We start from the raw sequence: 13,622 nt of genomic DNA on the forward strand, positions 1-13,622 counted from the left end.
CGTCCATCTATCCGGTGTTCCCAAGTCTGGGCGGGAACATTCACGGCTCCCCAACAGCCGTGAATCAGCAGCGTCGTGCGTCCATCCTTGCGCCACTCCGGGTCAGTCGGTTTGCTCTGAGGGGGAAAAATCCTGCTTCTGGCGCAGGTCAATGAGGGTCTGAAACAGTTCTCGCATGAGTGGACTCTGCTGGCGGAGTAGGGTCTGTTCCAGCTCAGCAACGCTGAGCTGCCCCTCAGACTCTTCTAAAAGCTGATCCAGATGACGTTCCATGACCTGACTCAGCATTTCCCGTTCTGTTGCCATGCACCATCATCCCATTTCAGCGGGATGCACCCGTCGCTCCGCCCCGCCTTGACCTGCCCCCACCCTGGCCGCTAACCTCTAGCTAGCTCCCGCGTGGAGTCTGCATCACCCAGCACCACCCACTTCAGAGCGCCCGAGAGACCTGGCTCGTAGACGGCGCGGCAACCGGACCCCATTGCGTCACGGTGCCAAGGCCAGCCCCCCGGTGTGCGGCTCAACGATGAGCGCCGCCACCGGGCGGGACCAAGCGGGAAGGCCGACGCGGATGACGATATTCGCCCCTTCTCATCACCACACGAGAAGGGGCGCTGCTGTATGAGAGGCGGCCCCCACCCAGCCCCGATGGGAGGCCCACCCGTATGCCCCAGAAATTTGAAACCCTGCAAGTCCACGCCGGTCAGAAGCCCGATCCCACCACGGGTTCGCAGGCCGTGCCGATCTACCCCACCAACAGCTATGTGTTCGAGTCGCCGCAGCACGCCGCCGATCTGTTTGGTCTGCGGGCCTTCGGCAACATCTACAGCCGGATCATGAACCCCACCAACGCCGTGCTGGAGGAACGGGTGGCCGCGCTGGAGGGCGGCGTGGCAGCCCTGTCGGTGTCCAGCGGTCACGCCGCGCAACTGGTGGCGATCCTGAACGTGGCTCAGGCCGGAGACAACATCGTGTCCTCGCCCAACCTGTACGGCGGCACGGTCAACCAGTTCCGCGTGACCCTCAAGCGGCTGGGAATAGAGGTCAGATTTACAGGCAAGGACGAGCGCCCCGAAGAGTTCGCCGCTTTAATCGACGACAAGACCCGCGCCGTGTACTTTGAGACCATCGGCAACCCGGCGCTGAACATTCCCGATTTTGAAGCGATTGCAAAGGTGGCACACGCGCAGGGGGTGGCCGTATTCGTGGACAACACCTTCGGCGCGGGCGGGTACTTCTGCCAGCCGCTCAGGCACGGCGCGAACGTGATCGTGGAGTCGGCCAGCAAGTGGATCGGCGGGCACGGCAACGGCATCGGCGGGGTCATCGTGGACGGCGGCAACTTCGACTGGGGCAACGGGCGCTACCCGCTGATGACCGAACCCAGCCCCAGCTACCACGGCCTGAAGTTCTGGGACACCTTCGGCGAGGGCAATCCGCTGGGCCTGCCCAACGTCGCCTTTATCACGCGCGCCCGCACCGAGGGCCTGCGCGATCTGGGGACCACGCTGGCCCCGCAGCAGGCGTGGCAGTTCATTCAGGGACTGGAAACGCTGTCCCTGCGGGCCGAGCGGCAGGCGCAGAACACGCACGCACTGGCGACGTGGCTGGCGACCCATCCCGACGTGACCCGCGTGACCTACCCCGGCCTGAGCAACCACAAGCACTTTGACCGTGCCCAGCATTACCTGCCGCGCGGCGCGGGCGGCGTGCTGACCTTCGAGCTGGCCGGCGGGCGTGAAGCGGGCGAGGCGTTCATCCGCAGCCTGCAACTCGCGCAGCACGTGGCTAACGTGGGCGACACCCGCACGCTGGTGATTCACCCGGCCAGCACCACCCACAGCCAACTGGACGTGGAATCGCAGACGGCGGCAGGCGTCACGCCGGGACTGGTGCGCGTGTCGCTGGGCATCGAACACATCGACGACATCAAAGAAGACTTCGCTCAGGCGCTGGCCGCTGCTCTGGTGGAAACGCCTGGAGTCGCAGAGCTTGGGGTCGCAGAGGAAGTGTGACCGCCCTGTCCCGCGCCGCCCCTGTTTCGCCCCTGCCCGCCGAGCTGGAGCGATGTTCCCCTGCTGACCGGAAACGCAAGACTGTCACGCTGTTCCGCACCTCTCCCCTGCTGCTGGACTGTGGGCGGCCCCTGTCGGACGTGCGGGTGGCCTACCACACCTACGGCGAGGCGCAGGGCGAGGCCACGCTGGTGTTGCACGCCCTGACCGGCGACAGCGCCGTCCACGAGTGGTGGCCGGAATTTCTGGGCGCGGGGCGTCCCCTGGACCCCACCCAGGACTTCATCGTCTGCGCCAACGTGCTGGGCGGCTGCGCGGGTACGGACGGCCCGGCAGCGCTGGGTGACCTTCCCATTTCCCTGCGCGACATGGCCCGCGTGGGCCGGGCTTTGCTGGAACACCTGGGCGTGAAGCGCGTGCGGATCATCGGCGCGAGCATGGGCGGGCTGCTGGCCTACGCGTGGCTGCTGGAATGTCCCGATCTGGTGACGCGGGCCGCTGTGATCGGTGCGCCCGTGCGCCACTCGCCGTGGGCGGTGGGCCTGAACAGCGCCGCCCGCGCCGCCATCCGCGCGGCCCCCGGCGGCGAGGGCCTCAAGGTGGCCCGCCAGATCGCCATGCTGTCGTACCGCAGCCCGCAGAGTCTGGCCGCCACGCAGACCGGGCAGCGCAGGCCGGGCGTCCACGCCGTCACCTCCTACCTAGAATATCAGGGTGAAAAACTGCTGGCCCGCTTCTGCGAGCGCAGTTACGTCACCCTGACGGGCGCGATGGACGGGTTTCAGCCGAATGACGCCGAACTGGCTTCCATTCGTGTTCCGGTGCTGGCGGTGGGCATTTCCAGCGACGTGCTGTACCCGGCTGCCGAGGTCCGGGCCGGGGCCGCCGCGCTGCCGAACGCCACCTACTGGGAACTGGACAGTGTCCACGGCCACGACGCCTTTCTGATGGACGCGGGCGAGTTGCCGCAGCGGGTGGGGGCATTCCTGCGGGGCGGAACGGCGGAAGGCTGAGGCAGGCCCTCAGGACTCTTCCCGGTTCGGGCTTCCCCAGCGTCGCCATTTCCTGAGAAGGACTGCCCGTTTTCCTGTGGGGTTGGGCGGACGGGTCCTCCCCAGCCGCCTCTCTTTCAGCGCGTCAGCTCTCTGGCCGCGTCAGCAGAATGGGCGTGGACGCCCACCTGCGCCGCCACGCTCAGTGATAGGGTCAGCGCCTTGCCGCCCACCCTCATACCCAGGGTGCCCAGGGCGATGTCCACGGCGTCCACCACCACCCCCGCACCGGGGGTCAGGCCCGCGCCGACCAGGGCGCGCAGTTGCGGGGCGTCGGCATCGGGCACGCGGGCGATCACGCCGCTGTCCCCGGCGGCCAGTTGCGACAACCGGCGCTCGGCGCGGGCGGGCAGGTCACCGTCCAGCGTGGGAATCGGGTCTCCGTGCGGATCGTGCGTGGGATCGCCCAGCCACGCGGCGATGCGGGCTTCCAGCCGCTCGCTCAGGGCGTGTTCCAGCCGCTCGGCTTCCTCGTGGACCTCGTCCAGCGGCACGCCCAGTGCGCGGTGCAGGAACAGTTCCAGCAGACGGTGGTGCCTCAGCACCTCCAGCGCTACGCTTTCGCCCTCGGCGGTCAGGGACGCGCCCTGGTACGGCGCGTGCGACACCAGCCCCTGCTCGGTCAGCTTGCGGAGCATTCCGGTCACGCTGGCGGGGGCCACCTCCAGCGCGTCGGCCAGCGCCTGGGTGCTGACCTTCTGGCCGCTGCCCTTGCCAGGACCCTGATCGGAGTGGCCCAGCATGTAGAGCTGCTTGAGATAATCCTCGGCGGAGCGCGAGAGGGGGGCGCGGGCAGTCATGGGAATAGTGTACCGGGCGGGCGCGGAGAAGGGCAGAGCGGGAACCGGGAACTTTTTTTCATCTTGCGCCCTCTAAGGTACGAGGTGAGCTTGAGTGATCCCCCGGCCCCTGATCCATTTCCCGTCCGCCCGTCCGTTCAGGACGCGCCGGAAGCTTCTGAGCTGCACCCCACCGATCTCCAGCTTGTCCGTCAGGCCCTGCGCGACGACGCCGCCTTCGAGGCGCTGGTGAGGCGGCACGCGGCGGGTGTTCACCGGCTGGCCGCCGGGGTGGTGGGGCCTGGGGCAGCAGACGACGTGGTGCAGGAGGTGTTCATCGCCGTCCATAAAGGTCTGAAGGGATTTCGGGGCGAGGCGGCCTTCAGCACCTGGCTGCACCGGATCACGCTGAACGCCTGCCACAAGGCCATGAGGGGCAAGGGCCACCCCACCGTCTCGCTCAGCGACACCGCCGAACCCGCCGCCCCCCACGATCCCGTCCAGGCCGGGGAACAGGCCGACCTGCGCGCCCGGCTGGCCCACGCCCTGCAAACCCTGCCCGAAGACCAGCGCGAGGCCGTCTCGCTGCGCGAATTGTCGGGTCTGGACTACGCCGAGATCGCCGCCATCACCGGGGCCGAACTGGGCACCGTCAAGAGCCGCATCAACCGGGGCCGCGCCGCGCTGCGGGATTACCTGACGAAAGCGGGGATCGTGCCGTGAACCACCGCCGAATCCTTACGCCAGCCAGAGGACTTTCCCATGAATGACCACGATCTGGACACGCTGTTTGCCCAGGCCCGCACCCCGACGCCTGCCGACGAGGGGGCCGCCGGGCGCTTTCTGAGCGGACAGCAGCGCAGACGCACCCGGCAACGCAACATCCGCGCAGGCTGGATCAGTACGCTGCTGGCCTCGGCGGCGGCGGTGGCAGGGCTGACCGTGCTGCGGCCCGCACCGGAATTGCCCGCCAGCGCGGCCTATGGGGTGTATCAGAGCGCCTGGGGAGACGGCTGGTGAGGACGCTGGTTCTGGGTTTTCCGGTTCTGGGTCTTCCGGTTCTGGGTCTTCCAGTTCTGGGTCTGCTTGCCCTGTCTGGGACAGCAGGGGCCTCCGACGCGGACGATCTGCTCTCGGCGCTGAAGCAGGCGCGCACGCTGGAGGCACGCGGTACGGTAGAGGTCACGGTGCTGTTTCCCCCGCGCGAGTCGCCCACCAAATCCGCAAAAGCGCTGCCGCGCGTGCCCTTTCGCCCTGGCCTGCTGGCGCGCAACTTCGGCGTCAGCCGGATGGGTCAGGAAACCGTGGCGGGCCGCCGCACCAGCCGTTTCGAGCTGATTCCAAAGAACAGCCAGGCCGCGCGCTGGACGCTGTGGATCGATCAGGAGTGGAACATTCCGCTGGCCTACCAGGAAAGTTTCCCGGACGGCACCCCCGCCCGCCGCGCCATGTTCCAGAAGGTCAATGCACAGCCTGCCCGGATTCAGGTTTCTGTTCCCGTCCCTCCCGAGGGTCTGCGCGCCGCGCTGCTGTCGGCACTGCCGGGGCTGCGGCTGCCCGCCGGAATCCAGCCCACAGAGGTCAAGAGCAGGCCGGGCGGCGGTCTGGAAATCAGCCTCACCGACGGCGTGAACGTTTTTGCCCTGGTCACCTCGCCCAGGGGCGTGCGGGCCGCGCCGGGGATCGCGTCGCGCCGGGTGGGCGCGGGGTTCGTGTGGCTGGTGGGCAATCTGCCGCAGAGCGCTCTGGATCAGGCGCTGGCAAAGGTCATCCGAGTCAACACGGCGGGGCTGGAAACGTTGCGGGGAACTTTTCTGAAGGTAGACGCCTCTAACGTTCAGAACACCCCCGATTCCCGTTAAGGAGAACCTGTGAGCCTGCCCCCCTATCCCCAGAAACTCAGCCCCGAGGACGCCGCGCACTTTCTGCGGCGCACCGCCTTTGGGGCCACCGACGCCCAGATTCGCGCCCTGGTGGGCAAAGATGCCCGCGCCGTGGCCCAGGCCGCGCTGAAGTTCGACGCCCGCACCGCCCCTGCTCATCCTGTTCCGGGCAACCCTTTCGATCCCTCATCCGGGGCCACGCCCGGCGCGATGCTGCAACTCACGCGCGCCGCGTGGCTGTATGAGCTGATGTACAGCCCGAATGCGCTGCGCGAGAAGCTGGCCCTGGTCTGGAGCAACCACTTCGTGATCGGCACCGACAAGGTCAAGAACCACCCGGCCCTGGCCGCCTACCTGGGGCTGATGCGCCAGCACGCGGCTGGCCCCAGCTTCGAGCGGTTCACGCTGGCGGTGGCGCAGACCCCGGCCATGCTGCGCTACCTGGATAACGACAAGAACAGGAAGGGCAAACCCAACGAGAACTTTTCCCGCGAGCTGATGGAACTGTTCACGCTCGGCATCGGCGCACCCGGCCAGCCCAACTACACCGAGCAGGACGTGCGCGAGGGCGCGAGGGCGCTGACCGGCTGGAGTTTTGAAGGCGGGCGCGGCAATGCCAAAAACACCTATCTGCAACCCGTTGAGGCCAGCTATAACCCCAGATACCACGACGACAGCCCGAAAACCTACCTGGGACAGACGGGCAAACTGAGCTTCGAGGACGTGATCCGCATCGCCGCCACGCACCCGCAGACCGCCGTGTTCGTGTCCCGCAAGCTGCACCGCGCCTTCATGGCCGATACGCCTGATGAGGCCGCCGTGCAGGGCAGCGCCGAGACCTTCCGCCGCACGGGGGGCAACATCGGCGCGGTGCTGGAAGAACTGCTGTCCAGCGTGGCCTTTTACGCCCCGCAAAACCGGGGGGCCATCATCCGGGGTCCGGTGGAGTACATCGTGGGCGCGGTCCGCACGCTGGGGCAGCCCAAACTGGAAGTCAAGCAGGTGCTGAACCTGGCCCAGACGGCAGGCAGGATGGGCCAGACCCTGCTGCAACCCGACACCGTCAAGGGCTGGGACGGCGGACGCGAGTGGATCAACGACGCCACCCTGCTGACGCGCATGCAGGTGGCCGCCGCGCTGTCGCTGGGCAACGCCGCCCCCACGCTGGACGCCGCGCCCGGCGATCTGGCCCTGTTCGGCAGCGAGAACAGCCCGGTACAGACGGCGTTGAAAGGCTTGAATCCTAAACAACGGGTGTATCTGGCCCTGGTCAGCCCCGAGTTTCAACTGGCGTGAAAGAGGCTGTCTAAAGGTCTAACCGTCAAACAGTCAAATCGAACAGTCAAACCGCCAGACAAGCCCGCCCTTCCCTTTTAGCCGTTAGACGGTCAGACCTTCAGACGGTTTGACCCTCCAGAGGAGTCTCCATGCCCGATAGACGCGATTTTCTGAAACTTTCTGCCCTGGCGGTGGCCGCCACCACCGGGATGCCCGGCTTTCTGGCGCGGGCGGCGGCACAGGCAGGCGGTGACAAGACGCTGGTGGTGGTGCAACTGACCGGCGGCAACGACGGCCTGAACACCCTGATTCCCTACAGCAACGGCGCGTATTATGCCGCGCGGCCCACCATCGCCATTCCCAGAAAAGACGTACTGACCCTGACGCCGGACCTGGGAATGCACCCTGCCCTCAAGCCGCTGATGGATCTGTGGGACGGCGGCAAGCTGGCCTGGATGGAAAACGTGGGCTACCCGAACCCCACGAGGTCGCACTTCGCCAGCATGGCGATCTGGCACACTGCCGATCCCACGCAGGCGCAGGCGGACGGCTGGATCGGGCGGATGGCCGAGAAGATCGGGGACCCCTTCTGCGCTTCCAACATCGGCTCGTCCACGCCGCGTGCGCTCCAGGCCGACGCCTTCAGCCTGCCCAGCATCGACGGGGTGGACACCTTCCAGATCAAGCTGCCGCAGGGGGTGGAAGGGGCCTTTGAAGCCATGCTGGGTTCCCCACGTGAGGGCGAGGCCGACTACCTGCTGCGCGCCACCCGCCAGATGATGAAGAACACCGCGCGGGTGCAGCAGAATGTCAAGAAGTACAAAGCAGGCGCGAGTTACCCGGACCACAGGTTCGGCGCGCAACTGCGCGACACCGCCCGCCTGATCGCCGCCGGGGTAGGCCAGCGCATCATCTACCTCACGCTGGGCAATTTCGACACCCACGCCGGGCAGCGCGGCGAGCAGGACGAGTTGCTGGGCACGCTGGCGGGGGGCCTGAGCGCCTTTTACGCGGACCTTCAGAAGCAGGGGCTGGCCGACAAGGTAGTGGTCATGGGCTTTTCCGAATTTGGGCGGCGGGTGGCCGAGAACGCCAGCGCCGGCACCGATCACGGCCAGGGCAGCGTAATGTTCGCGCTTGGAAATGGTGTGAAGGGCGGCGTCCACGGCAGCAGCCCGGACCTCGAAGACCTGTCGATGGGCGACATCAAATACCGCCAGGACTTCCGGGGCGTCTACGCCGAGGGCCTGCAAAAATGGCTGAATCTGGACGCCCGCAGTGTGCTGGGCGGCGAGTTCACGGGACCAGGATGGGTGGCCTGAGCGCTGATGGCCGCCGCGTCCGTCTGGTGGGAGCTGGACTGGCGGCACTGGTGCTGCTGGCCGCCCCCGTGGCCCTCGCCATGCCCAGATACCGGTCCCAGGCCATTGTGCAATTCCACTACGACGCAGACAATCCGCTGTGGGAACTGGACCGCCGGGTGATGGCCTGCACCTATTGCCACGTCGATGTGGGCGGCGGCGCACCCTGGAACCCGTTTGGAGAGGCCATCCGCGCGGGGTTCAGGGCCGACGCCGAAGCGGGCCAGAAGGGCAAGTTCCCCGACGTGCTGTATGCGGTGTTGAAAGCAGACGGGGACGCGGACGGCGACGGCTTCCCGGACGCGCTGGAGGTCTTTGCCCGAACCCTGCCCGGCGATCCAGAAAGCAGGCCAGACAAGCCGCTGGCCGAATTGCAAGCCGGGTTCGCAGCAGCAGGCGGCGTGGCCCAGTACGCGCCGAAAGCGCAGAAGACCTCGACTTCAACGCCTTGACGCTCATTGCAAATCTTCATCCGGGTTCCTGCCCTGGCCCTGTTCGGGGCTGGGGTTTCTCATTCCCGGTCCGACTTCTGGAGCGCTGCCGCGCACTTCATCCTCAGGTCCGCACAGAGCTGCACTGACCCTGTTCGACCTCACGGTCCTCATGCCCAGAGTGGCTGCGCCACAGCCTTACCGCCCTTCTGGAATCATTTCCACGTTCCGGGGTATCCTGGGGGTCTAACCATGAAAACCCCCACCATTCAGGATGTCGCCCAGCGCGCTGGCGTGGGCGTCGGCACCGTGTCGCGGGTGCTGAACAACCACGCGGCAGTCCGGCCCACGACGCGCGAGATGGTGCTGAAAGCCATCGCAGACCTCGACTACACGCCCAACCCACACGCCCGGCGCATCGCGGGCGGCAAGAGTTACACCATCAGCGTGCTGCTCCCGGTGCTGACCACCGAGTTCTATGCCCGGCTGCTGGACGGCCTGGAAACGGCCTTTCAGGAAGCGCGCTACGACGTGGCCATCTTTCCGCTGCTGGACCGCTCGCGGTTGGAGCGGTATCTGGCTTCGCACACGCTGGCGTATCAGGCCGACGGGCTGGTGATGGCAACGTATAACCTGACCAAGGTGTTCCACGAGCGCAGGTTGCGGACGCAGCAGCCCACCGTGCTGGTGGACGCCTACACCGACGACGCCGACTGCTCGTACATGGACAATCTGGCCGGGGGCGTGCTGGCCGGGGAATACGCCGCCACGCTGCCGGGGACGCTGTACGCCATCTGGGTGGAGACCGAACTGGACCAGCTCTTTACCACCCGCGTTTTCGAGGACCGCCGCGCCGGGTTCCATCAGGCGCTGGCCGCTGCCGGGCGCAGGGTGGAGACCGAGTACACCGCCAGTTTCGACACGCTGGCCGCCCGCAACACCGCAGCCGCGCTGCTGGACGACGTGCAGCGCAGGGAAGGTGGGCTGCCCTGCACGGTGTTCGCCTCTGCCGACCTGCTGGCCGGGGCGCTGCTGGACGAGGCGCGGGTGCGCGGGCTGACGCCGGGCCAGGACATACGGATCATCGGTTTCGACGATCAGCCGTGGGCCGCCGCGCGTGGCCTGACCACCCTGCACCAGCCCGTGGAGGCGATGGGTTACGAGGCCGCCCAGCTTTTGCTGTCGCGCCTGGGGGGCTACCGGGGGCCAGCGCGTGCCCGCCGTTTCCAGCCACACCTGATCGTGCGGGACAGCGCGTAGGGCATTTGTCCAAATAGACGCAGCAGAAAAAAGGACTTCTGCTGCGTCTACCCTCCCAAATCCTCTTTTTCATTCGCTCACTCCGTTCGGTCAAAAGTGAACAACTCTTTTGACAAATGCTCTAGGGCAACCCCCCCACCCTGTTCGGCACAGAATCAGTCGAACAGTCCCGGTTGCGCCGGGAGTTCTCCCACGCCGCACAGGCCCGCCGCCGTGATTCCGGCCAGCCGCACGCCCCGGCCCGACAGCAGTTCCGGCGTCAGCGAATGCGCGGCGGCGCGGGCCAGATCGGGGGCCAGATGAACCGGGGCGGCCAGGGTGACGCGGCGGGTGATGATGGCCCGGTCACTGAACTTGAGCTTTAAAACCACGGTGCGCCCGGCCAGCCCCGCGCGCTCCAGCCGCCGCTCTACCGCGTCCGCCAGCACGGGCAGGCGCTCCAGCACCGGGGCCACGCCCCGCAGATCGTCGCCGTAGGTTTCCTCTGCGCCGATGCTCTTGTGGGGGCGGTCCGGGTCCACTGGGCGGTCATCCAGGCCGTGGGCGATGCGCCAGAAATGCTGCCCCATCCTGCCGAACTGCGCGGTCAGCGCTTCCGGCGAGGCGGCACGCAGGTCCGCCCCGGTGTGGATGCCCCGCGCGGCCAGCTTAGCGGCGGTGGCCGGGCCGACGCCGTGAAAGTCGCCGACGGGCAGCGAGGCCAGCAACCCGTCCACATCGGCAGGCAGCAGCACGGTCAGGCCATCGGGCTTGTTCATGCCGCTGGCCAGCTTGGCCAGGAACTTGTTGACGCTGACCCCGGCGGTGGCGGTCAGCCCGGTCTCGGCCCGGATATCGGCGCGGATGGCCTGTGCAATGCGGGTGGCGCTGGGGCCGCCGCGCAATGGCTGGGTCACGTCCAGATACGCCTCATCCAGCGACAGCGGTTCCACCAGCGCCGCATAACGGGCAAATACGGCGCGAATCTGGGTGCTGACCTCGCGGTACGCCTCGAAGCGGGGCGGCACCACCAGCAGGTCCGGGCAGCGCTCCAGCGCCCGGTACAGCGGCATGGCACTGCGGACGCCGTAGGGCCGCGCCTCGTAACTGGCGGTCAACACCACGCTGCGCCGCCCACCCCAGGCCACCGCCAGCGGACGCCCCCGCAACCGCGCGTCGTCCCGCCTCTCCACCGACGCGTAAAAGGCGTCCATGTCCACATGAATGATCTTGCGCGTGGCGGACATGACGGTATTTTACGGCAGAGACGTAACGGGATAAGCAGTCAGCGGGAGAGAGATGCCATCCGTTCCCCACCACAGGCGAAAGCCGAAGCGCAGGGCAGAGGCTTTACCTAATCAATTGCACCTTGAACGGCAGGTCTGGAATCACGGCCCAGCCGCGTTCCGCAGTCAGCACGTCCAGTCCCAGTGCCTCCGCCGTTCCCAGGCAACAGGCGTCGCCCAGGCTGAGGTCATAGGGCGATTTGCGGGCGTAGTAAAACGCAGCCTTTGTACGGCAGGCCGAGTCGAAGGGCAGCTCCCCAACCACCGAAAGCAATTTGGCGTATTGCTGCCCCACCTGCCCCGGCGTGAATTCACCGCGCCCCACCAGTTTGCCCTCCACTTCTGCCAGGGTCACGCTGCTGACCACGCAGCGGTATTGCAGCAGGGCGGCACGGACGGCCTGGGTTCCGGGTTCATTGGTCAGGAACGCCAGAAACACGCTGGCATCCAGCAGCATTACCAGCCCTTCCGGGCGGCTTCGGCGCGGCGGTCATCCAGCAGCTCCTGGGTCAAGTCGCGTCCTGCGGCGACTCCGGTTTTGACCAGACTGCCCTGAAGTTCATCGATCAACTGATGTTTGCTGGTGAGTCGGTAGCCATGTGCTTCTTTCAGCAGGATCAATTCGTCGCCTTCCTGAACACCCAGATCAGCGCGCACGTCGCCTGGAACAACGACGCGGCCTTGCGCTTGCACCTTTAGATGATAGGCATGGGTAGAGGTCATGCCTCAATATACAAAATCAGGCAGAGTGCAAATATGACCCCTGACTCCTGGAAATGCCCCAGAACCCCATCCGCCCGCTCCCACCACAGGCGAAAGCCGAAGCAGGGGCCAAACTGTGAACCCATCTCTTGCGTTTATTTCATTTTCTGCGAATACTGCGTTTAGAGGTGAGCCATGACCCTGAACCACACGCCCAACCCCGCCGAGCAACACCTTGCCAGGGATGCCCAGCACCTGCTGGCTCGGCAGAACATTCAACTCCGGGCCGGGGAAGACCACCTGACCCTGACGCCCGAACTGGCGGGCCTGCTGCGCGGCATTCTGGAGCGCCTGGGCAACGGCGAAAGCATCACGGTGCTGAGCCGCAACGAGGAACTCAGCACCCAGCAGGCCGCCGAACTGCTGGGGGTCAGCCGCCCTTACCTGATTGAGCAACTGCTAGAAGGGCGCAAAATCCCCTTCCGCAAGGTGGGCAAGCACCGCCGCATCCGGGTGCGTGACCTGCTGGCCTTTCAGGAACGGGATCAGGCCGAGAAGCGGGCGCTGGTGCGTGAAATCACCGAAATCGGGCAGGAGATTGATCCCTATTGACTCCGGCGCATCCGGGGGTTGTGGTCCTCTGTGACGCCAATGTTCTCTATAAGAGCCTGTTGCGTGACCTGATGGTTCGCCTGGGCAAGCGGGGCGTAATTCAGCCGCATTGGTCAGAAAGGATTCACGAGGAATGGATGCGGAACCTCCAGCTTCGTCGTCCACAGTCGTCCCGCGCCGCTATGGAGCGGACCCGCCGCCTGATGGACGAAGCCATCCCCGGCGCACTGGTGGCGATCACCAAGGTCAGCGCACAGATTCTGCCCGATCCAGACGATCAACACGTTCTGGACGCGGCCCTCAGCGCAGGCGCAAGCCTGCTGCTGACCTTCAATCTGGCCGACTTTCCCGCTTCTGCTCTGCCGCCATCCGTGCAAGCCGTTCACCCTGACGTGTTTCTGGCTGCCTGTCTGGAAGGGCAACAGGCGGGGGTGCTGGAATCGCTCAGAGAGCTACGGGCCGATTTGAAGCGGCCACCGTTCAGCCCGGATGACCTGCTGGGGGCCATGCGCCGCGCCGAACTCCCGGCCTTTGCCGCGAAGTTGCAGCCGTTCAGGGACAGCCTCTAGCCAACCCCCAAACCCCCCGCCCGCCCCCACCACGGGCAAAAGCCGAAGCGGGGGCAGAGCAGGATATATTACTGACCTTACGCGCTACGATTTGAAGACTCCATGAAATCATCAGGATTTCTTGCTTCGCACTGCGGCGACGCAAACTGGGGAGGTGACTCGCCGGATGATGGAACTGTACAGCGATTTCTTGATCTCCTCGTTCGGTCAAACGAGTGCCACCATGCTCGCCCAGTTGCTGCTGGGGGAAGTCAGTCACGATCAGGTCACTCGTTTTTTGCGTCAGGAAGAGGCTTTTTCCCGTACGCTCTGGAAACTGGCAAAGCCGTTGGTCAGGCAGATCGAGCAGGAGGACGGAACGCTGAGTGTCGATGACTGTGTGATTCCCAAACCTCACAGTCAGGAAAACGGCGTG

At 66.2% G+C, this 13,622-nt stretch carries 16 protein-coding genes, 1 pseudogene and 1 riboswitch; of the genes and pseudogenes, 12 read left to right on the forward strand and 5 right to left on the reverse strand.

The annotated features are described in order from the left end of the window. Nucleotides 1-102: 102 nt before the first annotated feature. Nucleotides 103-306, reverse strand: a complete 204-nt coding sequence (locus Q319_RS0119135; RefSeq protein ID WP_156039338.1) for a hypothetical protein — start codon at nucleotides 304-306, stop codon at nucleotides 103-105. 116 nt (nucleotides 307-422) lie between these two features. After that, nucleotides 423-533, forward strand: a riboswitch (SAM riboswitch). A gap of 132 nt (nucleotides 534-665) precedes the next feature. Here Q319_RS0119135 and Q319_RS0119140 point away from each other — a divergent pair. Together Q319_RS0119140 and Q319_RS0119145 are read left to right on the forward strand one after the other, a co-directional pair. Next, entirely contained in the window at nucleotides 666-2,015 is a 1,350-nt protein-coding gene (locus Q319_RS0119140; RefSeq protein WP_029484044.1) for an O-acetylhomoserine aminocarboxypropyltransferase/cysteine synthase family protein, read from the forward strand. Next, a complete protein-coding gene (locus Q319_RS0119145) occupies nucleotides 2,012-3,028 on the forward strand; it encodes an alpha/beta fold hydrolase (RefSeq protein WP_029484045.1) in 1,017 nt (338 codons plus the stop codon). The genes Q319_RS0119140 and Q319_RS0119145 overlap by 4 nt, the downstream gene beginning before the upstream one ends. A gap of 116 nt (nucleotides 3,029-3,144) precedes the next feature. On the opposite strand, the gene Q319_RS0119150 is transcribed toward Q319_RS0119145, so the two are convergent. Continuing rightward, nucleotides 3,145-3,867, reverse strand: coding sequence for a metal-dependent transcriptional regulator (locus Q319_RS0119150; protein ID WP_029484046.1), 723 nt, complete (start codon nucleotides 3,865-3,867; stop codon nucleotides 3,145-3,147). A 90-nt stretch (nucleotides 3,868-3,957) separates the two neighbouring features. Between Q319_RS0119150 and Q319_RS0119155 the strand changes: the two genes are divergently transcribed. From Q319_RS0119155 to Q319_RS0119185, 7 genes are all read left to right on the forward strand, one after another. Next, nucleotides 3,958-4,569: an RNA polymerase sigma factor gene (locus Q319_RS0119155; RefSeq protein WP_342667897.1), complete on the forward strand. Its 612-nt coding sequence runs from the start codon at nucleotides 3,958-3,960 to the stop codon at nucleotides 4,567-4,569. Between the two features lie 39 nt (nucleotides 4,570-4,608). Beyond that, complete coding sequence (locus Q319_RS0119160) at nucleotides 4,609-4,866, forward strand: hypothetical protein (protein ID WP_029484048.1); 258 nt, start codon at nucleotides 4,609-4,611, stop codon at nucleotides 4,864-4,866. Then, complete coding sequence (locus Q319_RS24855; RefSeq protein WP_051655572.1) at nucleotides 4,863-5,708, forward strand: LolA-like protein; 846 nt, start codon at nucleotides 4,863-4,865, stop codon at nucleotides 5,706-5,708. The genes Q319_RS0119160 and Q319_RS24855 overlap by 4 nt, the downstream gene beginning before the upstream one ends. A gap of 9 nt (nucleotides 5,709-5,717) precedes the next feature. Then, a complete protein-coding gene (locus tag Q319_RS0119170) occupies nucleotides 5,718-7,025 on the forward strand; it encodes a DUF1800 domain-containing protein (RefSeq protein WP_029484050.1) in 1,308 nt (435 codons plus the stop codon). Between the two features lie 131 nt (nucleotides 7,026-7,156). Then, nucleotides 7,157-8,329, forward strand: coding sequence for a DUF1501 domain-containing protein (locus Q319_RS0119175; protein WP_029484051.1), 1,173 nt, complete (start codon nucleotides 7,157-7,159; stop codon nucleotides 8,327-8,329). Next, nucleotides 8,317-8,820, forward strand: a complete 504-nt coding sequence (locus Q319_RS0119180) for a hypothetical protein (RefSeq protein WP_029484052.1) — start codon at nucleotides 8,317-8,319, stop codon at nucleotides 8,818-8,820. The genes Q319_RS0119175 and Q319_RS0119180 overlap by 13 nt, the downstream gene beginning before the upstream one ends. 231 nt (nucleotides 8,821-9,051) lie before the next feature. Then, nucleotides 9,052-10,059 carry a LacI family DNA-binding transcriptional regulator gene (locus Q319_RS0119185; protein ID WP_029484053.1) on the forward strand — a complete coding sequence of 336 codons (1,008 nt, stop codon included), beginning with the start codon at nucleotides 9,052-9,054 and terminating at the stop codon, nucleotides 10,057-10,059. A 155-nt stretch (nucleotides 10,060-10,214) separates the two neighbouring features. Here the strand turns inward: Q319_RS0119185 and dinB are convergent, their stop codons facing one another. From dinB to Q319_RS24860, 3 genes are all read right to left on the reverse strand, one after another. After that, nucleotides 10,215-11,285 (reverse strand): DNA polymerase IV, encoded by a 1,071-nt coding sequence (gene dinB / locus Q319_RS0119190; RefSeq protein WP_029484054.1) that lies wholly within the window; start codon nucleotides 11,283-11,285, stop codon nucleotides 10,215-10,217. Nucleotides 11,286-11,388: 103 nt separating this feature from the next. Continuing rightward, on the reverse strand, nucleotides 11,389-11,781 hold the full coding sequence (locus Q319_RS0119195) for a PIN domain-containing protein (RefSeq protein ID WP_029484055.1): 393 nt from the start codon (nucleotides 11,779-11,781) through the stop codon (nucleotides 11,389-11,391). After that, complete coding sequence (locus Q319_RS24860; protein WP_029484056.1) at nucleotides 11,781-12,047, reverse strand: AbrB/MazE/SpoVT family DNA-binding domain-containing protein; 267 nt, start codon at nucleotides 12,045-12,047, stop codon at nucleotides 11,781-11,783. The genes Q319_RS0119195 and Q319_RS24860 overlap by 1 nt, the downstream gene beginning before the upstream one ends. A gap of 174 nt (nucleotides 12,048-12,221) precedes the next feature. Between Q319_RS24860 and Q319_RS0119210 the strand changes: the two genes are divergently transcribed. The 3 genes and pseudogenes from Q319_RS0119210 to Q319_RS0119220 form a co-directional block, all read left to right on the forward strand. Further along, nucleotides 12,222-12,638, forward strand: a complete 417-nt coding sequence (locus Q319_RS0119210; RefSeq protein WP_029484057.1) for a helix-turn-helix domain-containing protein — start codon at nucleotides 12,222-12,224, stop codon at nucleotides 12,636-12,638. Beyond that, nucleotides 12,635-13,207, forward strand: coding sequence for a PIN domain-containing protein (locus Q319_RS26495; protein ID WP_081846174.1), 573 nt, complete (start codon nucleotides 12,635-12,637; stop codon nucleotides 13,205-13,207). The genes Q319_RS0119210 and Q319_RS26495 overlap by 4 nt, the downstream gene beginning before the upstream one ends. Nucleotides 13,208-13,361: 154 nt before the next feature. Continuing rightward, nucleotides 13,362-13,622 (forward strand): annotated as a pseudogene (locus Q319_RS0119220) (IS701 family transposase); the annotation flags it as partial.

The sequence above is a fragment of the Deinococcus marmoris DSM 12784 genome (assembly GCF_000701405.1).
Classification (GTDB): Bacteria; Deinococcota; Deinococci; order Deinococcales; family Deinococcaceae; genus Deinococcus; species Deinococcus marmoris.